A 23,151-nucleotide genomic window follows, 5' to 3' on the forward strand; every position below is an offset into this window, starting at 1 on the left:
TTGTCACAGGGAGCGACCGGGCTGAATCGCCGATTGTGACTGGGGTCACAGAAAACCGCTGCTTGCCCGCCTGAGAGGCGCTCAGGCGCGCTCAGGACACCTGGTGTTCACCCCGCGGTGCAAAGCCGCCACAGGGGCGTTCAGAGGCTTTTGTGTGGCCTTCTGTGGACAGGTGGGTTTGCGTCGTGACCGTTCTGTTATACAGTCGTCGACGGTTCGCCGAATTCGTCGAACTGCATGTGCGTCAACGCCGAGTCCCGCCAGGGCGTGCATGCTCCCCTCAAACAACTACTGGCGGGAGTGGGGGACCCAGGAAGTTGGGTCCGAGACCAGTTGGTCGGAGACCCTGGGGTGAAGTCGCGGGAGCGACCGGGCGAAGTTTTCCAGCCCGAACCCGACAGCTAACTCCGCAGGCGTCGGGAGACAACCATGCCCGTCACTGCCCGACGGACGTCGCTTTCGCGCGCCCAGAGTCCGATCAGTAGCGAGGCCAGCACCCGACCGATCGGTCGCGCCCTGGCCAAGCACCGTAAGACCAAGCCCGCCACCGCACCTCGCGCCGCAGCCGCCATGACCCTTTCGGTCGGCCTCGCGGTCAGCGGCGGCGCAGCTCTCAGCCTCGCCGGCACGCCGCAGACCGCGGACGCCGCAACCTCCTCCGCGGCCAAGACCCGCGGCAGCATGCCGATCAAGACCAAGCCGGCCCTTCGCTACGGCGACTCCGGCAGCGCGGTCAAGTACGTGCAGTACCGCCTGCGCATCCCGATGACCAGCTGGTACGGCGCCAAGACCCGCACCGCGGTCAGCGACTTCCAGCGCGCGGTGAAGCTGCCCCGTACGGGCACGATGAACAAGCGGACCTGGGGTTCGCTGTTCTACATCGCCAAGCACCCGATCAAGAAGAAGTCCACCGGCAGCACCACCTTCCACAATCGCGTTCTGCGGGAGGCCTACAAGCTGCGTGGCACCCCGTACCGCTACGGCGGCACGACGCCCAACGGCTTCGACTGCTCGGGCTACACCGGTTACGTGTACAAGAAGGCCGGCAAGAAGGTGCCTCGCACCTCTCGCGCCCAGTACTCGGCCACCAAGCACCTTTCGCGCAGCGCCGCGAAGCCGGGTGACCTGGTGTTCTTCAAGAACAGCTCCGGCCGGGTGTACCACGTCGGCATCTACGCCGGCGGCAACATGCTCTGGCACTCCTCCAAGCCGGGTTCGCCGGTTGCCAAGTCGAAGATCTGGAGCTCGCGCGTCGCCTTCGGTCGCGCGTAAGTTCCAGCCCGTCAGCCCTCGCCTCGTGCGACGACGCTGACCCCGAAACCGGTCGTACAACGCTGCCCCCACCCCTCCAGCGGCCCGTACGACCGGTTTCGCACGTCTAGGCTCAGTCGAGCAGGCCGGCCTCGTGGGCGAGGATGGCGACCTGGACCCGATTCGTCGCGTTGAGCTTCACCAGCACACGCGAAACGTGGGCCTTCACGGTGGCCTCGCTCATGAACAGCTCCCGCCCGATATCGGCGTTCGACAAACCCCGGCCGACGGCGGCGAGGACCTCGCGCTCGCGATCGGTCAGCGCGGTGAGGCGCTCAGCCGCCGATCGCTGCCGGTCGTTCCGGCCGTTGGCCGCGAAATGCCCGATCAGGCGACGGGTCACGGCGGGCGAGAGCATCGCGTCTCCCGCCGCGACAACCCGAACGGCCTGGACCAGCTCGCGTGGCGGAGTGTCCTTCAGCAGGAATCCGCTCGCCCCGGCCTGCAACGCCCGGAACACGTAGTCGTCCAGATCGAACGTCGTCAGTACGACCACCTTGGGCGGATCCGGCAACGCCTGCACGTCCCGAGTGGCGGCCAGCCCGTCGAGCCGCGGCATCCGGATGTCCATCAGTACGACGTCCGGCTGGTGCTTGCGGACCATGTCGACCGCGTCCGCGCCGTCACCCGCCTCGGCGACCACCTCCAGGTCGTCGGCCGATTCGAGGATCATCTTCAGTCCGGCCCGGACCAGTGCCTCGTCATCGACGATGAGCAGTCGCGTCACTGTGCCACCTTGTTCTCTCCCTCGGTTTCATCAGGTCTATCGGCCGCCGCCTCGCCGTGCTCCGGCGCCGCGGCGGGACCGGTCTGCGCCGCGGTGGGATCGGCCGGCGCCGCGCTGGGGTCGGGAGGTGCGGGCGTCCATGGCAGGCGGGCCTCGACCTGCCAACCGCCGTCAACCGTGGGCCCGGCCATGAGCGCGCCACCAACCAGGTTGACCCGCTCCCGCAGGCCGACCAGGCCGGCGCCGGAACCCGGCAGCAGCGCACCGGACGCGACCGGCCGGAGGTTCGCCACCCGGACCACGATCTGCTGCCGTTCCGGCGTGACCAGGACCTCGGTTGCGGCACCACGGGCGTGCTTGTGCACGTTGGTCAACGACTCCTGCACGATCCGGTACACGGTCCGGCCGAGCGCTGCGGGCACTTCGGCGGGCAACTCGATCCGGGCCGAAACGTTCACCCCGGCGGCCCGGGACGCGTCGACCAGCCGGCTCAGATCCGTCGCAGCCGGGACCGGTGCCAGGTCCGCGCCATCAGCGCTCACGTCCGTGCGCAGTACGCCGAGAACCTCGCGCAGGTCCTCCATCGCCTGCCGGGCGGTCTCGCGGATGAGGCCCGCGGAACTCTCCACCTTCTCCGGACCAACTCCCGGATTCACCTCCAGACCACCCGCGTGCAAGGCGATCAGCGAAACCTTGTGCGCGAGTACGTCGTGCATCTCCTGCGCGATCCGGGCCCTCTCTCCCAGCCGGGCCTGTTCGGCGCGCAGCTCCCGCTCGGACTCGGCCCGCTCGGCTCGATCCCGCAACGAGGCCATCAGATCCCGCCTCGCACCGATATAGGCGCCCGCGGCAACCCACAGTCCCACCACGAACGGGCCGGTCACGAACAGCACGGCCAGCTCGTTCCGCCCGTTCTCCGGGCCGTACCCCAGCACATACGCGGCATACGCGGCGAGGCTGGTGAGCGCGAGCACGGTGTCGCGGCGGCGAATCGCCAACGTGAACAAGGCGAAGCCCAGCGGCGCGAAAACCATTGTGGTGGCCTGGGCAACGATCGCGACGAACGTCACCGCGACGGGATACTTGCGCCGCCACCACAACGCGAGCGAGGCCGCGATGCCGACCACGAACGTGATGCTCGACTGCGCGCCACCTTGCGACATGGCCTGAGCCAGCGTGTAGAGCAGGCTGAAGCCAATGAAGATCAGGTCCCGTAGCCGCGGTCCGTGGCGACGGAACCAGGCATACCAGCGCCGCAGACGTTCCACTTGACCACCCTAAGTCGCTCGTGCAGGCCAGACGTCCCCCATAGGTCTCGGTCTGCGGGTGTGTTCGCACGACTTTCGTAGGGGGTGGGAACAGCCGGTTGGTCGATGTGCCGACCCCCTGCGGACCGGCAGAGTTCTGGTCATGATCACCGTCGAGAACCTGAGCAAGCGCTACGGCAGCCACACGGCCGTCAACGACGTGTCCTTCACCGTGGAGCCCGGCAGTGTGACCGGCTTCCTCGGCCCGAACGGCGCGGGCAAGTCCACCACCCTGCGGATGCTGACAGGACTGACCCCGCCCACGTCCGGTACGGCGACCATCGCCGGCCGTCGGTACGCCGAACTGCCCAACCCGGGCCGGGTCGTCGGTGTGATGCTGGACGCCGCCGCCCAGCACCCGGGTCGCACCGGCCGGGAGACGCTGCTGCTGAACTCGGGCCTGCTCGGTGTTCCGGCCAAACGTGCCGACGAAATGCTCGAGGCGGTCGGCCTGACCGCGGCCGCGAAGAAGCGCGTCGGGCAGTACTCGCTCGGTATGCGCCAGCGCCTCGGTATCGCCGCCGCGTTGCTCGGTGATCCGGCCATCCTGATTCTCGACGAGCCCGCCAACGGCATGGACCCGGAGGGTATTCGCTGGATGCGCGGGCTGCTCCAGGACTTCGCCTCCCGCGGCGGCACCGTCGTACTGTCCAGCCACCTGCTGGGCGAGGTGCAGGCGACCGTCGATCGGCTGGTCGTGATCGGTGGCGGCCGCATCGTTGCCAACGGCTCGCTGGGCGAACTGCTGGCCGGACAGGGCACGCTCGTGCGCGGTCTCGACCCGGTCGCCCTGCGGGCGGCGCTCGTCGCCGCCGGATACGCGGTGGAGCCGGTCGCCGATGGCGGTCTGCGCGTCGAAGCCACGGCCGAGGAGGTCGGCCGCGCGGCCTACGCCGCCGGCCAGATTCTGATCGAGCTGCGCGACAGCGACGGCGCCGGGCTCGAGGACCTGTTCTTCCAGCTCACCGGCCCGGCCGACCAGCTCGCCGCCTGATCCCCCTTCTTCTTCGACTGCCAGGAGCAAAGCCACATGAGCGTCACCGAAATGAATCGCCCGGCCGGTATGGCCGAGACCGGCGTCACCGCGCGGCACCGCGCCGAGGCCGCCGACCTGCCGCCGGTGCGCGGCCAGTCCTTCCTGCTGCTGGTCCGGACCGAGCTGCGTAAGTCGGTCAACACCCGCAGCGGCCGGGTGCTGATCCTCGCCATCGTGGCGCTGGCCCTGGCCGCGATCACCTGGCAGCTGACCCACCTGGAGCCCGGCCGCATCACCCCCGAGTTCTTCATCGGGCCGGCCTCGACCGGCGTGATGCTGTTGCTGCCGGTGATCGGTGTGATGGCGATGACCAGCGAGTGGACCCAGCGAACCGCGCTGACCACCTTCACGCTGTCGCCACGCCGGATCCGGGTCCAGCTCGCCAAGTTCGTTTCGGCGATCGTGCTCAGCGTCGTCGTATTCACCGTGGTCACCTTGCTGGCGCTCGCCGCCATCCCGCTGGGCGGCGCGATCAACGGTGACGGCAGCACCTTCACCGGACTGGGCGGCCTGCTGGCCGGCATGTACCTGACGGCCGCGCTGAACGTTGTGATGGCCGCCGCCTTCGGTGCCGTACTGGCCAACACCGCGATCGCCATCGTGGTCTACTTCATCGCGCCGACCGCCTGGTCGCTGGCCGGACCGGCCCTGTTCAAGGACAACGCGCAGTGGCTGGACGTCTTCGGCGCCTTCGGCCGAATCTCCGAGCGCGACCTGAACGGCATGCTGCCCGAGACGCTCACCGCGCTCACAGTCTGGATCGTGCTGCCGATCGTGGCGGGACTGTGGGCAAGCTCACGTCGCGAGGTCAAATGACCCCCTGAACACGGAGGGCCCGGCTGGTTTGAGGGGACCAGCCGGGTCTTTCCGGCTTTCCGCAGGGCCCGGAGAGGGGGCGGGGTGTGTGTCGATCCCCTCCTCCGGGTAATCTAGAGCCACGATTACTGACGACTGATCCGTGGGCGCCGCGCTGCGTACCCGGTTGACTTGTGCGAGGGGGTCGACGCTATGGGGCGCGGCCGTGCAAAGGCCAAGCAGACGAAGGTCGCACGCGACCTGAAGTACCGCACCTGGGACACCGATCTGGAGCAGCTCAAAAAAGAGCTGTCCGGCGGCGACGAGGGCGGGAACCGAGCTGTGAATGGTGACGACTCAGACGTTGGCGGAGACGCCGACGAGTACCACCCCCGTCGGTAAAGCTGCATCAGCAAAGACGATCTGCCCGGTCGCTGAGGCACTGGGCAGATCGATCCTTGTCTGGCACTGACGGCAACACCCGAGCCACGTGAAGACTTTCACGCGCCCCGGTACACCTCACCCGGCACACCGCCAGGCCTAACGCCAAGCGCAGGCCCCGCCACGCGCCAGGAAGCCACCCGGAAGAGCCCCGGCCCGCACCGCGCAAGGCCATGCCGCGCGCGGCACCACCCAAGCGCCGAGCTCAACCCCGCGTGGCACCACCACGTCCGGTGATCCCCAGGCCGAGGCCACCACGCCAGCTAGCGCCGCGCCCAGGATCACGCGCGCCCGGACGCCGCACCACGCGAGCTAGCGGCGTGCCCGGGATGACCCCAGCCCGCTTAGGTATTCATCGGGCCCTTCTGACCACTGCGCCCACCCGTCACGACCCAGGCAAGAGCAACTCAGTGGTCAGAAGGGCCCGATGAATGCGCTCGGGACTACCCCAGCCAAAGACGGCAGGGTCAGACGGCGTAGTCGCCTTGGAGTTCTACGCCCGGGGCGTCGGTGGCGGTGGAAACCTCGCCGCAGACCCAGGCCTTGATGTCGCGTTCGGCCAGTACGGCGATCGCGTGGTCCGCGGTGGCCGGGTCGAGGACTGCGACCATGCCGACACCCATGTTGAGCGTCTTCTCCAGCTCGAGCTGCGGCACTCCGCCGAGTTCGCCGACCAGGTGGAAGACCGGCGCCGGTGTCCACGTCGACCGGTCGATCCGTACCGTCAGGTCATCGGGAATGACCCGGCCGAGGTTCGCCGCGAATCCCCCACCGGTGATGTGGGACATCGCGTGCAGCGGCTGAGCGTCGGCCGTGTTGAGCGCGCGGATCAACTCCAGGCAGTGCTTGGCGTAGACCCGCGTCGGTACCAGCAGGGTGTCGCCGAGCGTGCCGCCGAACTCGGGCACCTCCCGGTCGAGTTCCCAGCCGGCGCGGTCGAAGAAGACGTGCCGGACCAGGGAGTACCCGTTGGAGTGCAACCCGGACGAGGCCATCGCGACCACGACGTCACCCGCGCGGACGCGGTCGGCGCCGAGCAGTTCGTCGGCCTCCACCACTCCGGTGGCGGCGCCGGCGATGTCGTACTCCGCGGGGCCAAGCAGGCCGGGGTGTTCAGCGGTTTCGCCGCCCACCAGCGCCGTACCGGCCTCGACACAGGCCTCGGCGATGCCCTTCACGATCTGGGCGATCGTCTCCGGTACCACCTTGCCGCAGCAGATGTAGTCGGTCATGAACAGCGACTCGGCGCCGCAGACGACCAGGTCGTCGACGACCATGCCGACCAGGTCGAACCCGATCGTGTCGTGGCGGTCCATGCGCTGCGCGATCGCCACCTTGGTACCGACGCCGTCGGTGGAGGTCGCCAGCAGCGGCCGCCGGTAATTCTTCAGCGCGGACGCGTCGAACAGGCCCGCGAAACCGCCCAGGCCACCGACGACCTCGGGACGGGTCGCCTTGGCCACCCATTCCTTCATCAGCTCGACGGCCCGGTCACCGGCCTCGATGTCGACACCCGCGGCCGCGTAGCTCGCGCCTTCAGTCACGTCAGATCTCCCTTGTTGCGGCCGGCCGGGACCGGCTGAGCGTTGCGACCGGCCCGGGACCGGCTAAAGCTTTGCGGCCGGTCAGGGCCGGCTGAGCGCGTCCGCGGCACCGGCGCCACCAGTGATGCTGGCAAGGCCGTCGACATCCGTACGCCCGTTCGGCTCCTCGAGCAGGTGCTTGCCGAGCAGTTCGGGTTCGGGCAGCGCCACCGGGTAGACGCCGTCGAAACAGGCCCGGCACAACCGGTCCTTCGGCACGGTGGTGGCCTCGATCAGGCCGTCCAAGCTGACGTAGCCGAGGCTGTCCGCACCGATCGAGCGGCAGATCTCCTCGGTGTTCAGGCCGTTGGCGATCAGCTCGGCCCTGCTGGCGAAGTCGATGCCGTAGAAGCACGGCCACTTCACGGGCGGCGACGAGATCCGGACGTGGATCTCGGCGGCACCGGATTCGCGCAGCATCTTGATCACCGCGCGCTGGGTGTTGCCGCGCACGATCGAGTCGTCGACCACAACCAGGCGCTTACCCTCGATCACCTCGCGCAGCGGGTTCAGCTTGAGCCGGATACCGAGCTGGCGAATGGTCTGGCTGGGCTGAATGAAGGTCCGGCCGACGTAGGCGTTCTTGACCAGGCCGGAGCCGTACGGAATGCCGGACTCCTCCGCGTACCCGATGGCGCCGGGGGTGCCCGACTCCGGAGTCGCGATCACCAGGTCGGCTTCAACCGGGTGTTCGCGGGCCAGCACGCGGCCGACCTCGACCCGGGTGGAATGGATGCGCTGGCCGGAGATCTGGGTATCCGGACGAGCCAGGTAGACGAACTCGAACAGACAGCCCTTCGGCTCGGCCTCGGCGAACCGGGTCGACCGCAGGCCCTGCTCGTCGATCGCGATGATCTCACCGGGCTCGATCTCGCGAATGAAGGTGGCTCCGACGATGTCGAGGGCCGCCGTTTCGCTGGCGACCACCCAGCCGCGCTCGAGCCGGCCCAGCACCAGCGGCCGGATGCCCTGCGGATCGCGGGCGGCGTACAGCGTGCCCTCGTCCATGAAGACCAGGCTGAACGCGCCGCGAACCTTCGGCAGCACCTTCGCGGCGGCCTCTTCGATGGTCAGGTCGGCGTATCCGGCCAGCATGGTGGTGAGGATGTCGGTATCGGACGAGGCGCCGTGCTTGGCGTTGGCCCGGGCGTGCGCCGGGGCCTGCTCGCCGTTCAGCTCGAGTCCGAGATCGAGGTCGTCACCGCCGGTCAGCGCGGAGGCCAGCTCACCGGTGTTGGTGAGGTTGCCGTTGTGCGCGAGCGCGATCGAGCCGGTGGCGGTGGACCGGAACGTCGGCTGGGCGTTGGCCCAGACGCTCGATCCGGTCGTCGAGTACCGGCAGTGGCCGACCGCGATGTAGCCCTTGAGGGACGCCAGCGTGGCCTCGTCGAACGCCTGGCTGACCAGACCCATGTCCTTGTAGACCAGGATCTGGGTGCCGTTGCTGACCGCGATACCGGCAGATTCCTGGCCGCGGTGCTGCAGAGCGTAAAGCCCGAAATAGGTGAGTTTGGAAACCTCTTCGCCTGGAGCCCAGACACCGAAGACGCCGCACGCGTCCTGGGGTCCTAGGTCCTGCGGATCAAGGTCATGGGTCAGTCGTCCATCGCCACGGGCCACGCCGCCAGTCTACGGGAGGTCCAACCGTCACCAGCACGGCACACAGATCGGGGGCTCCCCGTGGTGACCGTCACCGGCGTGCGCGGGCATGACCGAGATCACGCTCAGTGCCAGTCCAGCGGCTAGCGCGACCAGGATGCGTCTCATCGCCTCACTCCTTAATGCACCTCAAAAACAACCAATTGCGACCGCAATCCGACGCGCTGTCGATTAAGGTCGGTTCCAAACACGCGTTGGAAGGTGCTCAGTGCTGGAACCGCTCGGGCTGGACGAAGCCACGTTCGCGGTCTACCACGCCCTCTTACGTGACCCGGACAGTACGCCGGAAATGCTTGCCAAGTCACTCGAAATGACTTTGGACGACGTGTACCGCCTGATGGAACGCCTGCGCCGCCTGGAACTGCTGGTGCCGACCTGGACCACTCCGGGCCTCGAGCACGCCGTACATCCGCGCGTCGGGCTGACCGGTCTGGCCGAGCGCCGCCGCAGCGAGCTGAACCGGCTGTTCGGCGAATTGCGCGAGGCCGAGTCGTCCGCGGAGGTGCTCGCCGAGCAGTACAACGAGCTACTCGGCGCCCGGACCAGCGCCGATATCGAGGTGCTGAAGGGCCGGGCGAACGCGTCGCGCCGGATCGAGGAACTCGGCATGAAGGCAAAGGACTCGTTCTGGGCGCTGATCCCAGCACACGTCGACGACACCTTGTCCCCGGCCGAGGAATCCCCCGACATTCCGCTGCTCGAACGTGGCATCCGGCTGCGCACGGTCTACCTCCAGAGCATGACGGTCAGCAAGACCGGCCTGGAGTACGCCGCCACGATCCACCGCCTCGGCGGCGAGGTGCGGGCCACTCCGACGCTGCCGCTGCGGCTGCTCATCATCGACAGCGAACTCGCGATCATGCCGCTCGACCCGGAGTCGCACTCGACCGGCGCGGTGATCCACCGCAGCCCGGCCGTGGTCGCGCTCGCGACGGCCCTCTTCGACGCGTACTGGTCCCGCGCGAGCGAGATCTTCGCCCCTGAGGACCGCGAGAGCGATACCCCGCTCACCGCCCACGAGGCCGAGGTCCTCCGCCTGCTGGCCGGCGGCGCCAAGGACGAGCAGGTCGCCCGCCTCCTCGGCATCTCCCTGCGCACCGCGCGCCGAATCACCGCCAACCTCTCCGAGCGCCTGGACGCCACCAGCCGCTTCGAACTAGGCGTAGCCGCCGCCAAACGCGGCTGGGTCTAACCCCTTCATCTCAACGGCTTGGCCTGCTTGATCCAGGGCGCGCCGGTCTGCCTTCCCACAAAGCTCGAACAAACGTATGGTTACCTTACGTGTCAGTGTGATTACTCCAAGTGCGCTGGGGGACATCATGACGACTGGGAGCAATGCACGGGGAGCGCGTGAGGCCGACCGGGTGCGGGAGCGGCAGGCTGAGGCCCAAGCCGGAACCGCCGAGGTGGAGGAACGGACGGCGACCCTTGGAAAGATCCTGGCCGGCAGTCTGCGGAAACCGGTCCGCATCCCGTTCGCTGCGCTGCGCCGGCAGCCCGCGCTACGGCCGTTCGAGCCCGGCCCGGACGAGCAGCCGGAGGAACCGCCTCGCTGGGCGGACTACGCCGTACCGGAACCGTCGGGGTGGCGCAGACTCCTGCGCGCCAAGGAGATCGAGGCCCGACGCAATGCGGCCCATGCCCGGTTCGCCGCGGACGAGGCGGCGTACCACCGGCGCGAGAAGGAACGGGCCTTCCGCGTGCGGCAGCGCCGGAACCGCCACGCCGTCGAGATGGCCGTACTGCGCCGACGGGCCGAGGCCGAGAACGCGCGCATCGACGAGCTAGAGGTTGGCTACCGCGTAGGACAGCCCGACGCCGTCCGGGAGTACGCCGGGCTGGTGCTGTCGCATCGACGCCTCCCGGCCGGCGTACCTGCCAAGGTGGACGTAAGGTACCAGCCGGAGTCGAGCCGCCTCTCGGTAGTTTTCGACCTTCCCGGCCCCGGCGTCATCCCAGCCATCGCTGGCTATCGGTACGTCCGAACCCGCGACACGATCGAGGAACGCGTCAGGCCGCTCAAAGACCGCAAGCAGTTGTACGCCGACTTGGTGGCGCAGCTAGTCCTAGTACGGCTGCACGACGCCTTCGCCACTTGCTCGGGCGATCTCGTCACCGAGGTGGCGGTAGCGGCCCTGGTTCCGATCCGCGATCGAACCACCGGCTGGCCCGCCCGCCCATGCCTCGCCAGCGTGGTCGCCACCCGAACCCGCTTCAGCGAACTACCACTCGCAAACCTCGACCCAGGAGAAGCCCTCGAACAACTCGGCGCCCGCCTCTCCCCCCGCCCCTTCGACCTCTACCCCACCCGCCCCTTCTTCGACCCCGAACGCGTCCGCCACCACCACTAACCGCGCCCACCATCGACCACGCCTCGCCCACTCGTGCACCGGCCGAGCGTCAGCAAAGAGCAACTAGACGGACAGTCCTACTGCCACGAGTGACGGTCCGGATCCCATGTACCGCTGGTTCGGCTTCCGCTGAGGACGTCGCCCAGGCAGGTGCTGCAGAACGCGAGCGCCGCATTCAGGTCCCAGTAGTCGCGTGAATACTCTGCGAACCCTGCCGCCGCTCGGGGGAACTCGACTCTCCAACCGTCACTCGGTGCTTGGAGCTCGCTCGGCAGCGCCATCCGACGTCGACCAGCTTCGCGTTGTAGGACTGTGACCAGCCGGGCAGCATCGAACGGAACCTCTGCGACGATCCGGACGATGTCGGCCAGGTCGCGGTAGCGGGTAGACACCTTTTCGTCGGCCGGGCCGTGCCGTTCGTAGAGGGCGCAAAGCTTGTCGGCAAGGTGGTTTTCGATTGGCGTGGTGGGAACCGTGGGAAGGTCTCGCAGCGTCTCGTGATCGATGATCGGCTTCAACGGCACGTGGTCGACCGGGGCGTCGAGGTGCCGGCGGGTTGTGAGATCGATGCTGAAGGTTTCGAAATCCCGGCCGCCCAGCAACGCCCGGGCCTTCACCTTGGCGGTTTCGGCGGCGTAGCCGTACGGGTCGGCTTCCTGATGGGCGACCACTGAGTGCAGATCGAATTCAAATGGATCGCGGTGGTGCGGTCGACTCGAAAGCCGCCGCAGTTCGGCCAACGCGTCTTCACGACTGGCCCAGGCACTCTCCCGAGCCAGATCGACATCCTGAGTGAATCGGCCGCCGCCGGTCCGGATCAGCAAAGCGTTTCCGCCGAGCAGCACCCAAGGTGCGTCGTGGTGCTGAAAGATGCGGCTGAGAAAGATCGTGAAAATGTACTGCTTGCGGACGGGGTCCGCCGCGGCGCTTCGCCTCAGCGGCCAGCTTGGCGCTCAGGGACGCCCTCAGGCGGTTAGCTTCGAGTTGGGTCAGCGGCTGCGCCATTGCCGGCCTTCCTGTTCTGCCGACGAACGGCATGCTGTGGTTCGCTCTTCTGTGCCGTCAGTGGGGAAAATCGAGCTTCGGCGTCAACCGACGGAAGTGCTCGGCGATAGCTTCGCTGAGGGTGTTCTTGAGATGAGGCGCGACCGCTTGGGCGAAGTTCTCTTGCAGCGCAGGCGAAAGCAATTCCAGAGCCCGAAGGTCAGGTCGGTAGCCGGCTGCTTTGAGCAGTGCAGACACCAGGTCGCCCCCATCAGAGGATCCGAACCGCTTCGCCACCGGATCGAGCGCCCGCACGAGCGCGGCGGGCGCAACGTCTGTGACGGTGACAGCATCGCGAACCACCGTGGCGAGGTGGTCGAAGTCAGTGCCGCCAGTGGCCAGATCGTTGACTGTGCGGGAGACGGTGGTCACTGGCAAGCCGTTGACTTGGGTGACGTCCTCATCCGGCAGCTCGCGCTTGCGGTACCGGATGTCCGGCTGCGTGGTCTGACGCCGTACCGCAGTGGCGAACTCGTACTTTGAGGGCAGCAGGTCACCGAGTCCGTGCACGGCAGCCGCGGACTCGCCAGAGACCACAGCCCGCAGTTGATCTCCCGCGGGTTGGCTGCCCGTAGCCAGCCAAGCGGCGCGCAGACCTTGCAACGGTCCAGCGTCGGTGGAAGGCAGTGCGTAGACGCCATGGCGGACCCGGTGCACGGTGCCACGGTCGGCCAGGCGAGACAGGTGCATCTTGGACACGCCCGCCTCGGAGGCCTGAGCCGTTGTCACCAGGCCCCACTGGCTGGAAGCGAGCAGCTCCAGCGTCTCCAATACGTCGACTGATTGCATGCCGCTCACCTCCTCCACGACTTCAATAGTAACATCTGAACGTTACTTTCCCAGTCGCGCGCAGCAGCGGCTGCGGAGGATGTCCGCATCTGCACGGAGAGTCGAGTACTGGGCGCGCGCCTACCGGCGGAAGAAGCAGGGGCGCCGGGTCAGGTGGGGAGGCCGCGGTGGTTTACGACGTGTTGGGCTACGTCGCGGAGTTTGGTGTTGGTGTCTTGGGAGTAGCGCTTGAGGATGGCGAAGGCGCGGTCGCCGTCGACGTCGTACTTCATCATCAGGATGCCCATCGCCTGGCCGACCAGTTTGCGGGCGTCGACGGCCTTGGCCATGGTTTCCTCGTGCCGGGCGGCGGCGACGGCGATGGAGGCGTGCCGGCCGAGGATGTGGGCGACGGCCTCGTCGTCGGAGGCGAAGGCGTCGATTTCGGTGCTGTACAGGCTGAGTACGCCGATGGTCTGGGCGCTGACCGCCAGCGGGATGTCGAGCACGCTGCCGATGCCCAGCGCCTCGGCCTTGGCCGCCCATTCGGGCCAGCGGGTCTCGGCCGGGGCGTTCGGGATGCGGATGGTGACCTGCTCGACGAGCGACTTCAGCAGCGGCCCGTCGCCCGCGTCGATCTGGAACTGGTGCATCTGCTCGACCAGCGGATCGGTGACCAGGCCGGGCTCGGCGCGCTGGCCCCGGACCGCCAGAGCCAGCCCGGCGTGCGTGCAGTTGACCGCCTGCAGCGCGAACTGCAGGACGGTCTCGACCGTCTCCTCGACCCCATCGGCGTCGTGCAGCTCCATCGCCAATTCGGCATAGGTGTGCGCTGGGATGGGCTCGGCAGGGTCGAACTCGGGCATGGCTGGCTCCAGACGGCGGACTAGACCGACTTAACGGCGGCGAGCAGTTTCCCGAGGGAATCACGCGCGTCGCCGAACAGCAGGGTGGTGCGAGGATCGTAGAGCAACTCGTTCTCGATACCGGCGAAGCCCGGGCGCATCGACCGCTTCAGGAAGATGACCCGCTTGGCCTCGTCGGCGTTCAGGATCGGCATGCCGTAGATCGGCGCTCCGGGCGAGTTCCGCGCGGCCGGGTTGACCACGTCGTTCGCGCCGACCACCAGCACCACGTCGGCCTGCTTGAAGTCGCCGTTGATCTCGTCCATCTCGCGGAGCTGCTCGTACGGCACCTGGGCCTCGGCCAGCAGCACGTTCATGTGTCCGGGCATTCGGCCCGCGACCGGGTGGATCGCGTAGTCCACGGTGACGCCGCGGCTCTGCAGTTCGTCGACCAGGTCCCGCAGGGTGTGCTGGGCCTGCGCGACGGCGAGTCCGTAGCCGGGCACGATGATGACGCGCTGCGCGTAGCCGAGCAGGATCGCGACATCTTCGGGACCACCGGAGATGACCGGCCGGTCCGAGGCCTCGCCACCACCCAGGGTGGAACCGCCCTTGAGCGCGCCGAACAGGATGTTGAAGACCGAGCGGCCCATCGCGTCGGCCATCAGCTTGGTCAGCAACGTACCGGCGGCGCCGACCAGGGTGCCGGCCACCAGCAGCAGGGTGTTGCCGAGCACGTAACCGCCCGCGGCCACGGTCAGACCGGTGAAGGCGTTCAGCAGCGAGATCACGATCGGTACGTCGGCACCGCCCACGGGCAGGACCAGCATCACGCCGACGGCCAGACCGATCACGCACAGCAGCACACCGACCAGGGCGACCGGGTTCGAGACCAGCCACACGGACAGGGCGATGCTGCCGACCAGGCCCGCGATGAACACGACCGGCAGACCCGGGAAGGTCACCGGCCGGCTGGTCATCAGTTCCTGCAGCTTGGCGAAGGTGACGATCGATCCGGAGAAGCTGATCGCGCCGACCAGGATGGTGAAGGCGGTCGCGATCCCCGAGACGGTCTGGCTGGACTCGATGTGGCCGAGCTCGATCAGCGCGACCAGCGCGGCGGCGCCACCACCGACACCGTTGAACAGCGCCACCAGCTGCGGCATGTGGGTCATCGCGACCCGGCGGGAACCGATCACGCCGATGACCGAACCGATCACGATCGCGATCAGGATGGCCAGCACGCGGTCCGGCTTGTAGGCGAAGAACGTGACGATCACCGCGAGCGCGGCACCGGCGGCGCCGAGCAGGTTGCCGGTGCGGGCCGAGCGCGGTGACGAAAGGGCCTTCAGCGCGACGATGAAGCAGACCGCGGCGACCAGGTAACCGAGGTGTGCCCAGGTGGAGATCACTTGGTGAGGCCCTTCTTCTTACCGGCGATACCGGGCTTGCCGGATTTGCCGGCGTTCGGACCGCGGAACATCTCCAGCATCCGGTCGGTGACCACAAAACCGCCGACCATGTTGATGGTGGCCAGCAGTACGGCGAGCAGGCCGACGATCACCACCCAGGTCGACTCGGCCTGGCCGGTGACGATGATCGCGCCGACCAGGATGACGCCGTGGATCGCGTTCGCGCCGGACATCAGCGGGGTGTGCAGGGTCGAGCTGACCTTGCTGATCACCTCGACGCCGACAAACGCGCTGAGCACGAAGATGGTCAGCAAGGCGATGGACTCGGTCATGCCAGCGGTCCTTCCAGCAACTCACGGATCGGCTCGTACCGGATCTCGCCGTTATGGGTCAGGCAGCAGCCGGCCACGATCTCGTCGCTGAAGTCCGGGTCGAACGAGCCGCCGTTGGTCATCAGCTGGATCAGGCTGGCGATGTTCTGCCCGTACAGGCGGCTCGCCGGCCCGGCCATCTGGCTCGGCACGTTCGCGCCACCCCAGACCAGGGCGTTGCCGATGGTCAGTTCCGTACCGGCGACCGAGCCCTCGACGTTGCCGCCGGACTCCGCGGCCAGGTCGACCACGATCGAGCCGGGCTTCATCCGCTCGACCATCGCGCGGCTGACCAGCATCGGCGCGGTTCTACCCGGCACGGCCGCGGTGGTGATCAGCGCGTCGGCCGCCTCGATGTACGGCGTGAGCAGGTCGCGCTGCAGCTGGGCCCGTTCCGGCGTCATCTCGCGGGCGTAGCCACCCGCGCCTTCCAGACTGCCGAGCTCGAGCTCGATCGGAATCGCCCCCATCGAGGCGATCTCCTCGGCCGCGGCGGCGCGCACGTCGTACGCCTTCACCACGGCCCCGAGGCGCTTCGCGGTGGCGATGGCCTGGAGGCCGGCCACCCCGGCGCCGAGTACGACGACCTGGGCGGGCGGCACCGTACCGGCGGCGGTCATGCTCAGCGGGAAGAACCTGGGCAGGCGCTCGGCCGCGACGATGGCGGCGCGATAACCGGCCACCATCGCCTGGGAGGACAGCGCGTCCATCGACTGGGCCCGGGAGATCCGCGGTACCAGTTCCATCGCGAAGGTGGTGAGCTTCGCCCGCCAGGCCGTTCGCACCACGTCGGGTGGGTTCGTCGGCAGGAACGAGATCAGCGCGGTCCCGGCGTGGAGCCGGGACAGCCGCTCCCGTTCGAGGGGTTGCACCGACACCACGACGGTGGCCGCGTGGTCGGCTCCCCAGGCCACTTCGGCACCCGCGGCCCGGTAGGCGTCGTCGGAAAACAAGGCGCGCTCACCCGCCGCGGGTTCGACCGCTACCTCGTAGCCGAGCTGGATGAGTTTGGCGACTTGCTCCGGCACCAGCGCCACCCGGCGCTCCGCCGGTCTGGTCTCTCGCACTACTGCGATCTTCACTCGCGAAAACCTATGCCAAAAGCAGTGCGAGAGGCCAGACTCGCCCTACGCTCGGTGAGCCAAGTTGACCAAGAGTTGGGCTTCGGCCAGGCAGACCTTGGTGAATTCGGCCAGATGCAGGCCTTCGTCGATACCGTGCGCCCGGGTGTCGGGGTCCTCCACACCGGTGACCAGGATGGCCGCCTGCGGGAACGTCTCGGCGAATTCGGCGATGAACGGGATGGATCCGCCCATGCCCATGTCCACCGGCGCGACACCCCAGGCGGTCTCGAACGCCGACCGGGCCGCGTCGTACGCCGGGCCGTTGGCGTTGATCGCGCAGGGCTGGCCTAGATCGCCGTCCGTGACGGTCACCTCGGCACCCCACGGCGCGTGCTGCTCCAGGTGGGTGCGGAGCGCCTCCATCGCCTTGGCCGCGTCGTCGCCCGGGGCGATCCGCAGGCTGACCTTGGCCCGCGCGACCGGGACGAGGGTGTTGCTGGCGTCGGCGACCCGTGGCGCGTCGATGGCCAGTACGGCGATCGCCGGGCGGGCCCAGAGCCGGTCGACCAGCGAGCCGGTTCCGATCAGCCGAACCTGGTCGAGTACGCCGGACTCCGCGCGCAACCGGTCGACCGGGTAGTCGAGATCGGCCGCGCGACCGGCGTGCAGGCCGTCCACCGCGACGTCACCGGCCTCGGTGTGCAGGGTGGCCAGCAGCCGGCACAGCGCGGACAGCGCGTCCGGTACGACACCACCGAACAGGCCGGAGTGGACCGCATGCTTGAGCGTGCGCACCTCGACATAGCAGTCGACCAGCCCGCGCAGCGAGATCGTCAGGGCCGGCTGGCCGATCGCGAAGTTGGCCGAGTCGGCGATCACGATGGCGTCGGCGGTCAGCTCGTCGGCGTACTCGTCGAGCAGTTGCAGCAGGGTCGGCGAGCCGATTTCCTCCTCGCCCTCCACAAAAACCGTCACGCCCACCGGCAGGTCGTTGCCCAGGGCACGCACCGCGGCGAGGTGGGCCGCGATACCGGCCTTGTCGTCGGCGGCACCGCGCGCGTACAGCCGGCCGTCGCGCTCGGTCGGCTCGAACGGCGCGGAGGTCCACTCGGCGGCCTCGCCGGTCGGCTGTACGTCGTGGTGCGCGTACAGCAGCACGGTCGGGGCACCGGCGGGCGCGGCCTTTTTCGCGATCACGGCGGGCGCGCCCGCACCGGCCCGCACGATCCGGGCGGTGAAACCCTCGGCCTCGAACAGGGCGGCGGTCGCCTCCGCCGAACGCTGGACGTCGGCCGCACGGGCCGGGTCCGCGCTGACCGAGGGAATCCGGATGAGGTCCTCGAGATCGGCACGGACGGAGGGCAGCACGCGGTCGATGGCCGCGGACAGGTCTTCATGGGTCATGCGGACCACCTTAGGTGGTTGTGGCGGAGCCCATCAGACCTTGTCTGGTCACACCTGCGACACCGTCACAATCAAGACCACTGCAGCCGGCGGCGCACCGCCAACTCCACACCAAGCTTGATGGGGAGTTGGCGGTCGCCCGATCTACCGGCCGCCGGCCGTGAGCGGCTTTCGCACCGCCGCTGAACCGGTAGCGCGCGGGTCGATGACACGGTCGACCGTGGCCGGGACGGGCTGCTTGCGCGCGGCCTGAGTTTGCGCGAGGTGTTTCGCTTCGAAGGTCTTCACATCGACGCTGGCCTTGCGCGCGGCCTCGGCGGTCGCGGCGTACGCTGCCGCGGCGTGAACCCGGACGCTCTCGTACTGATGTGCGGCCAACGCCGTCTTCGCCCGGCCGATCAGTACGTCGGCCTTTTGCAGATCTGCGTACCCGAGCGCGGCGTTGGGCGCGGCGAGCACCTCGGCGGCCAGGGAGTTCGCCGCCTCGTTCAGCGCGGCGCCACGGAACCGGGCCATGTTGTCGCGGTCGAACTGGCTGAAGTCCCAGTTGAGGTTGAGATAACTCATCACCGAGTTCGAGTGGTCGCCGATCCACGCGAAGTAGTACGGCCCGGTCGGCTCGAAGAACTTGTCCGCCAGCCCGTCGTACCCGTCGTGCGGATGCGTGACGCCGACGTGATGCCCGACCTCGTGGATCATCGTGGCCGTGAGGCCGTAGCCGTAGCCGACGAACTGCGGTGTGATCCAGTTGTAGACGAAGCTCGCCGTGCCGTCGGACCAATTACTGTCGGCATAACCGAGCCACGGCAGGTTGTCCTTCTCGACCGCGTAGTTGAACATCGGCAACTCGTAGTCGACCTTGCCCTGGTCGTCCAGCACCCGATCGAGTTCGCGCTTGTTCTGCAGGAACATGTTCGCGAAGGGCGGCAGGTTGGCTTCCGGGTAGCAGGAAAGATCGCCGAGCCATGCCTCCATGCACCGCTTGGCCTCACCGTCGTACGGCAGATCCTGGTTGTCGTAGCTCAGTTCGACCCCTGGCAACACCTCGCTCAGCTCGGCCTGGACCAGCTCGGGCTTGATGTACTTCGCGCTGGCGTCGGTCCCGGCCCAACCCTCATACGTGTTGCTGTCGAGGTTGACGGTTGTCGCCGGCCGCGCGACCGGAAGCTCCACCGGATAGACGGGCGAGCCGGTGAACAGCGCTTGTACGGCGACCGTTCGCAGCAGGCGGCCGAGATCTGCCGTGAGGTCGCCGGCCTTGCGGTAGGCGCCGTACTCCCATGCAGGCGGGATCCGGTAGTCGGCTTGGCCGTCACCGTCGAGGTCCGGGTTGTCGACGTTCCAGCTGCCGGTCGATTGCACGGGACCAGCCGAGAGGTCGTGGAACCAGACCCGGCGAGTGCTGCCGAGACCGCTCTCCTCGTCGTCGGCCGTCGTACCACCCCAGGCGACGAGGTCGCGGCTGGCGAACTTGCCGAAGTTCTGCCCGGTGTCCGGGTCCGGCTCGTCGGTCTTCGTGTAGACGTGGAACTTGAAGTCGGGCCGGTCGTACCAGTTGATCAGGAACACCGTGTTCTCACGGGTGTCGACACCGGTCGGCGGGTTGAACGCGAGCCACTTCTCGACGGCCGTGGCGTCGATGTGGTGGTTGGCGGTGACGTCGAGTTTGTTGTTCTGCTGCGCGTTGTAGCGCGCTTGCACGGTGCTCACCTCGACGGGACGCGCCAGCGCGCCGAGCTGCTGGAAGAACTTGGTCTGGTACGCCTCGTCGGCGAACTTCACCCGGTAGTCGTAGGTGTACTCGAGGCCGATCGTCTCGTGCAGTCCCGCGAGCAGGCGGGTGATCACCTTCGGCTTGTGGTTGATCGGCAGTGCACCGGTCAACGCGGCCGTGTCGATGCTCTCGCGTTTGTAACCGAGGAACACGACGTTGACCGGCACCCGCTCCGTCAGCTCTGGCTGTCCGCCCGGCCTCAGATGCTCGAATTCCGGTGGCGCGCTGTTGGCCGGCACCGCCGTCATGATCCCGGACGCGATCATGCCCAGCACTGCCACACCAACCGCCGCCAGCTGACGCCTCACCATCCGTACTCCTTCCATCGCGGTCGAAGTACGGGTGTCTAGCACGCGGTTCCAGCCACGGCTGAGCGTTTGAACCCAGCTCGAAGCCAGCGGCAGAATCGCCGAATTCGCTTCGATGCTGATCGAAATCGGTCCGTGGAAACCGTCGACTTCGTGGCGACAGCCGCAGCCCCGGCAGGAGCCGGTCGCGGATGGCAGGCAGCGAAGGGACTATCCGTTGACGCTGTTGGTACTAGCGGAGCTGAGGACCTCTTCGGCCTGAGCGGCGTCCGGGCTCCTGACCTGGATCTGCAGCAGGTGGCCGTTGTCCAGCTGGACGTAGCGCTCGTAGACCAAACGGCTGCCGGGACAGGAGTACCGCCAGGTTTTTGCTTGATGTCCCTTGACGTTCGTCGACGTAGGGCCGTCCGCGGCGGTACAGGTACTCGGCGGGGTCCTCTTCGCCGGCAGCGTGCCACTCGGGATGCGGCCGAGGAATACGCCCTCCGAGGCCAAGCCACTGGCCCAGTCGGTGATGTCCACGCCGACCAGCAGAGCAGGCTGTTCACCCTTGCCTGCGATCGGTTCCCGAGTCGCCTTCGACATCTGGCTCCACGCCCGCGGCACCTCGACAATCAGCCCTTGATGCTCGACCTTGAAGGGCCGCTGCGCCATGAAGGTGTAGCCCGCGTAGCCACCGCCGGTTCCGAGCACGACGGCCAGCACTATCGCGAGCACCCACGCGAGCCGGCTCGGGCCGGACTGCTCGGCCGACGAAGATTCGGCCTCGGCGGCTTTCCGGTGGGCCAGCGCCGTCGGTGCTGCGGCCGCGCTCGTCGGCAGGGCGGTATTGGCCGCCGCGGTGGGCTGGTCGATGAGCCCGGGATTCGGTCCGGAGGCGTGCACGGGACCACTGACGTCCAACGCGCCGGCCGGGAACTGGCCCGTCTCGTGCGCTTCGGCCAGAGCCGCCCGGAACGCCGCCAGGCTCGGCCAGCGCTGATCGCGATCCGGCTGCAGCGCGCGTCGTACGACGGCATCGATGGCGGCGGGCACCTCGGGACGCAGGGTGGCCATCGGCGGCGGAGGCGCGTCGATCCGCATCACCGCGCCGAGGCTGATCGGGCCGTGCGGGGCCTGACCGGTGAGCGCGGCATACGCGACAGCGCCGAGGGAGTAGAGGTCCGCGCGCTCGTCGAGGCGCTCGCCCATCACCTGCTCGGGCGCGACGTACGCCGGAGTTCCACCGGGCATGGTCAGCTGGGAGACCGCGTCCAGGGACTTGCCGAGACCGAGGTCGCCTAGCATCGCTCGTTCCCCGCCACCGGGTTCCGACTGGAAGAGCACGTTCGCCGGTTTCACGTCGCGGTGCAGCACTCCGCGGTCGTGCAGGTCCTGCAGCCCGGCGCCGACCTGGCTCAGCACCTCGACCACCGTGGCGATCTCGAGCGGCCCGGCCTTGATCCGCTCCGCGAGCGAACCGCCATCGGCGTACGACAAGACGAGATAGGGCCGGCCGTCCTCGGTCTCGCCGATGTCGTGCACACCGACCACGTGCCGTGACTGCACCCGGCGCAGGAACCGGCCCTCGGCGATGAACCGGCGCCGGACGTCGTCCTCGTCGATCCAGTTCTCGGAGAGCACCTTGATCGCCACCTCGGCGTCGAGCTGCTCGTCACGGGCCAGCCAGACGGTCGCGAAACCCCCGGCGCCCACCCGGCGGACCAGGGAGTACCGGCCGAGTTGGTCTCGCTGGTCCATACCCGCATTATGCTCGATCGGACCGGTCGACCCGGCTCCACCAGGGTTGGCAATCGCTTTCCGAACGATCGGATCAGCCGCTTGCGAGGCAGGAACGGACCACTGATCGCCGTGGTCGCCGGCGTCGCCGTAGTGGCGATCGCGCTCGGGGCCACCGCGGGCGCGCTGCGCGGGCCACGAGCCCAGACCGGCGGCGCTGGACCGTTGCCCCCGGCGGACGCGCCGACGACGTCCCGCCCGGTGGAACTCGCGACCCTGTCGCGGGAGCGGGAGGCCGGCATCACCTCGGTCCGCGGTCGGCTGGTCTCCGGCGGGATCGGCAATCCGGTCCGCGTCCCGGGCAAAGGCGAGATCATCGCGGCCGGCCGGCTCTGGGATCTGACTCTGGTCGTCGTCGCGAACAGTGCGACCAGCAGCGAGTTGCTCACCCTCGACGCCGAAGGCGAACGCGTGGCCAGGATCCCGAAGGTGGATTCGCTCGTCACCAGCGCGGACGGGCAGACCGCGGCGTACGCGAGCGGCGGCCGGTACGCCGAGACGTACGGCGCGGGCGGCACGGTGTTCTTCCAGCGCCCGGGTCACACCCCGACCGCACGGCTCGAACGTCCTCGCGTGCACGACCTCGCGGTCCTGGGTGTGGTCGGCGCCTCGGTGTACTTCCGTTCCGCGCCGACGGCCGAGGCCCCGACCCAGTTGTTCCGCTGGGACGCGGACAAGGACGAGGTCGCTGAGGTCAAGAAGGTGGTCAATCCCACATCGGTCTCCCCCGACGGCTCGCTGGCGGCGGGCCTTGCGGTCTTCACCGACAGTGGTTCCTGCTCAGCGGTGACGGATCTCGGCGAGGCCCGGCAACGCTGGCGGACCTGCCAGCACCAGCTGTACGGCTTCAGCCCGGGCAACCGGCTCGCGGTCGGTGGGCCGCCCGGCAGTTCGCCGTACGGCGATGAGGTGGCGACGGTCCTGGACGTGGAGACCGGCGCGGTGTTGCGGGCCTGGACCGGCCGGTCGATCCGGGGAATGGTTGCCGAGGACGACGATCACGTCTTGCTGGCATGGTTCGACCGGGCCGAGCAGACCGCCCGCTCGGCGATCGTGCGCTGCACCGTCAGCACCGGCGAATGCGCGCTGGCCGGGCCCGTCGCGACCGAACCCCTGCTGCTCGGCTCCTGAGGTCGAACCCCGGGCCCTCGGGTTCAGCCCGGTCGAACCTT

The 23,151-nt window shown here is 68.4% G+C and carries 20 protein-coding genes and 1 riboswitch; of the genes, 7 read left to right on the forward strand and 13 right to left on the reverse strand.

From position 1 onward, the window contains the following. Nucleotides 1-239: 239 nt before the first annotated feature. Nucleotides 240-430: riboswitch (cyclic di-AMP (ydaO/yuaA leader) on the forward strand. Beyond that, on the forward strand, nt 430-1,272 hold the full coding sequence (locus tag ACFFGN_RS26020) for a C40 family peptidase (RefSeq protein WP_380052471.1): 843 nt from the start codon (nt 430-432) through the stop codon (nt 1,270-1,272). (Overlaps the previous riboswitch by 1 nt.) 112 nt (nt 1,273-1,384) lie before the next feature. On the opposite strand, the gene ACFFGN_RS26025 is transcribed toward ACFFGN_RS26020, so the two are convergent. Together ACFFGN_RS26025 and ACFFGN_RS26030 are read right to left on the reverse strand one after the other, a co-directional pair. Further along, entirely contained in the window at nt 1,385-2,038 is a 654-nt protein-coding gene (locus tag ACFFGN_RS26025) for a response regulator (RefSeq protein ID WP_380052473.1), read from the reverse strand. Then, complete coding sequence (locus ACFFGN_RS26030) at nt 2,035-3,306, reverse strand: sensor histidine kinase (protein WP_380052475.1); 1,272 nt, start codon at nt 3,304-3,306, stop codon at nt 2,035-2,037. The genes ACFFGN_RS26025 and ACFFGN_RS26030 overlap by 4 nt, the downstream gene beginning before the upstream one ends. Nucleotides 3,307-3,448: 142 nt before the next feature. On the opposite strand from ACFFGN_RS26030, the gene ACFFGN_RS26035 reads away from it, so the two are divergent. The 3 genes from ACFFGN_RS26035 (at nt 3,449) to ACFFGN_RS26045 (ending at nt 5,578) form a co-directional block, all read left to right on the forward strand. Then, nucleotides 3,449-4,339, forward strand: a complete 891-nt coding sequence (locus ACFFGN_RS26035) for an ABC transporter ATP-binding protein (RefSeq protein WP_380052477.1) — start codon at nt 3,449-3,451, stop codon at nt 4,337-4,339. 36 nt (nt 4,340-4,375) lie between these two features. Then, entirely contained in the window at nt 4,376-5,197 is an 822-nt protein-coding gene (locus ACFFGN_RS26040) for an ABC transporter permease (protein WP_380052479.1), read from the forward strand. Nucleotides 5,198-5,389: 192 nt separating this feature from the next. Further along, a complete protein-coding gene (locus tag ACFFGN_RS26045; RefSeq protein ID WP_380052481.1) occupies nt 5,390-5,578 on the forward strand; it encodes a DUF3073 domain-containing protein in 189 nt (62 codons plus the stop codon). Between the two features lie 506 nt (nt 5,579-6,084). Here ACFFGN_RS26045 and purM read toward each other — a convergent pair. Further along, nucleotides 6,085-7,161, reverse strand: a complete 1,077-nt coding sequence (gene purM / locus ACFFGN_RS26050) for a phosphoribosylformylglycinamidine cyclo-ligase (protein WP_380052483.1) — start codon at nt 7,159-7,161, stop codon at nt 6,085-6,087. 81 nt (nt 7,162-7,242) lie between these two features. After that, the gene (gene purF / locus ACFFGN_RS26055) at nt 7,243-8,820 is read right to left on the reverse strand and encodes an amidophosphoribosyltransferase (protein ID WP_380052485.1); all 1,578 of its coding nucleotides are present in this window, start codon (nt 8,818-8,820) and stop codon (nt 7,243-7,245) included. Nucleotides 8,821-9,067: 247 nt separating this feature from the next. On the opposite strand from purF, the gene ACFFGN_RS26060 reads away from it, so the two are divergent. After that, complete coding sequence (locus tag ACFFGN_RS26060; RefSeq protein ID WP_380052487.1) at nt 9,068-10,051, forward strand: helix-turn-helix transcriptional regulator; 984 nt, start codon at nt 9,068-9,070, stop codon at nt 10,049-10,051. Nucleotides 10,052-10,178: 127 nt separating this feature from the next. Beyond that, nucleotides 10,179-11,210: a hypothetical protein gene (locus ACFFGN_RS26065; RefSeq protein WP_380052489.1), complete on the forward strand. Its 1,032-nt coding sequence runs from the start codon at nt 10,179-10,181 to the stop codon at nt 11,208-11,210. A 77-nt stretch (nt 11,211-11,287) separates the two neighbouring features. Here ACFFGN_RS26065 and ACFFGN_RS26070 read toward each other — a convergent pair whose 3' ends face one another. The 9 genes from ACFFGN_RS26070 to ACFFGN_RS26110 form a co-directional block, all read right to left on the reverse strand. Further along, nucleotides 11,288-12,148 (reverse strand): nucleotidyl transferase AbiEii/AbiGii toxin family protein, encoded by an 861-nt coding sequence (locus tag ACFFGN_RS26070; protein WP_380052760.1) that lies wholly within the window; start codon nt 12,146-12,148, stop codon nt 11,288-11,290. A 124-nt stretch (nt 12,149-12,272) separates the two neighbouring features. After that, nucleotides 12,273-13,061 (reverse strand): type IV toxin-antitoxin system AbiEi family antitoxin domain-containing protein, encoded by a 789-nt coding sequence (locus ACFFGN_RS26075; RefSeq protein ID WP_380052491.1) that lies wholly within the window; start codon nt 13,059-13,061, stop codon nt 12,273-12,275. A 131-nt stretch (nt 13,062-13,192) separates the two neighbouring features. Next, the gene (locus ACFFGN_RS26080) at nt 13,193-13,888 is read right to left on the reverse strand and encodes a GAF and ANTAR domain-containing protein (RefSeq protein ID WP_380052493.1); all 696 of its coding nucleotides are present in this window, start codon (nt 13,886-13,888) and stop codon (nt 13,193-13,195) included. 20 nt (nt 13,889-13,908) lie between these two features. Then, nucleotides 13,909-15,279: an NAD(P)(+) transhydrogenase (Re/Si-specific) subunit beta gene (locus tag ACFFGN_RS26085; protein WP_380052495.1), complete on the reverse strand. Its 1,371-nt coding sequence runs from the start codon at nt 15,277-15,279 to the stop codon at nt 13,909-13,911. Beyond that, the gene (locus tag ACFFGN_RS26090; RefSeq protein WP_380052497.1) at nt 15,276-15,611 is read right to left on the reverse strand and encodes an NAD(P) transhydrogenase subunit alpha part 2; all 336 of its coding nucleotides are present in this window, start codon (nt 15,609-15,611) and stop codon (nt 15,276-15,278) included. The genes ACFFGN_RS26085 and ACFFGN_RS26090 overlap by 4 nt, the downstream gene beginning before the upstream one ends. Then, nucleotides 15,608-16,732, reverse strand: coding sequence for an NAD(P) transhydrogenase subunit alpha (locus tag ACFFGN_RS26095; protein ID WP_380052499.1), 1,125 nt, complete (start codon nt 16,730-16,732; stop codon nt 15,608-15,610). Before ACFFGN_RS26095 ends, ACFFGN_RS26090 begins: the two co-directional genes overlap by 4 nt. A gap of 45 nt (nt 16,733-16,777) precedes the next feature. Continuing rightward, the gene (locus ACFFGN_RS26100; RefSeq protein ID WP_380052501.1) at nt 16,778-18,118 is read right to left on the reverse strand and encodes a dipeptidase; all 1,341 of its coding nucleotides are present in this window, start codon (nt 18,116-18,118) and stop codon (nt 16,778-16,780) included. A 144-nt stretch (nt 18,119-18,262) separates the two neighbouring features. Beyond that, the gene (locus ACFFGN_RS26105) at nt 18,263-20,203 is read right to left on the reverse strand and encodes a zinc metalloprotease (RefSeq protein ID WP_380052503.1); all 1,941 of its coding nucleotides are present in this window, start codon (nt 20,201-20,203) and stop codon (nt 18,263-18,265) included. A gap of 207 nt (nt 20,204-20,410) precedes the next feature. Beyond that, on the reverse strand, nt 20,411-21,940 hold the full coding sequence (locus tag ACFFGN_RS26110; protein ID WP_380052505.1) for a serine/threonine-protein kinase: 1,530 nt from the start codon (nt 21,938-21,940) through the stop codon (nt 20,411-20,413). 81 nt (nt 21,941-22,021) lie between these two features. Here ACFFGN_RS26110 and ACFFGN_RS26115 point away from each other — a divergent pair, with 81 nt between their 5' ends. Further along, on the forward strand, nt 22,022-23,110 hold the full coding sequence (locus ACFFGN_RS26115; RefSeq protein ID WP_380052507.1) for a hypothetical protein: 1,089 nt from the start codon (nt 22,022-22,024) through the stop codon (nt 23,108-23,110). The last annotated feature ends 41 nt before the right edge of the window (nt 23,111-23,151 follow it).

This window comes from Kribbella deserti, assembly GCF_042434725.1.
Classification (GTDB): Bacteria; Actinomycetota; Actinomycetes; order Propionibacteriales; family Kribbellaceae; genus Kribbella; species Kribbella deserti.

Excerpts from the sequence above, each read along its gene's own strand:
- ACFFGN_RS26020 (WP_380052471.1), top strand. The coding sequence starts at position 430 with ATGCCCGTCACTGCCCGACGGACGTCGCTTTCGCGCGCCCAGAGTCCG.
- ACFFGN_RS26035 (WP_380052477.1), top strand. The coding sequence starts at position 3,449 with ATGATCACCGTCGAGAACCTGAGCAAGCGCTACGGCAGCCACACGGCC.
- ACFFGN_RS26040 (WP_380052479.1), top strand. The coding sequence starts at position 4,376 with ATGAGCGTCACCGAAATGAATCGCCCGGCCGGTATGGCCGAGACCGGC.
- ACFFGN_RS26045 (WP_380052481.1), top strand. The coding sequence starts at position 5,390 with ATGGGGCGCGGCCGTGCAAAGGCCAAGCAGACGAAGGTCGCACGCGAC.
- ACFFGN_RS26065 (WP_380052489.1), top strand. The coding sequence starts at position 10,179 with ATGACGACTGGGAGCAATGCACGGGGAGCGCGTGAGGCCGACCGGGTG.
- ACFFGN_RS26080 (WP_380052493.1), bottom strand. The coding sequence starts at position 13,888 with ATGCCCGAGTTCGACCCTGCCGAGCCCATCCCAGCGCACACCTATGCC.
- ACFFGN_RS26090 (WP_380052497.1), bottom strand. The coding sequence starts at position 15,611 with ATGACCGAGTCCATCGCCTTGCTGACCATCTTCGTGCTCAGCGCGTTT.
- ACFFGN_RS26100 (WP_380052501.1), bottom strand. The coding sequence starts at position 18,118 with ATGACCCATGAAGACCTGTCCGCGGCCATCGACCGCGTGCTGCCCTCC.
- ACFFGN_RS26105 (WP_380052503.1), bottom strand. The coding sequence starts at position 20,203 with ATGGTGAGGCGTCAGCTGGCGGCGGTTGGTGTGGCAGTGCTGGGCATG.
- ACFFGN_RS26110 (WP_380052505.1), bottom strand. The coding sequence starts at position 21,940 with ATGGACCAGCGAGACCAACTCGGCCGGTACTCCCTGGTCCGCCGGGTG.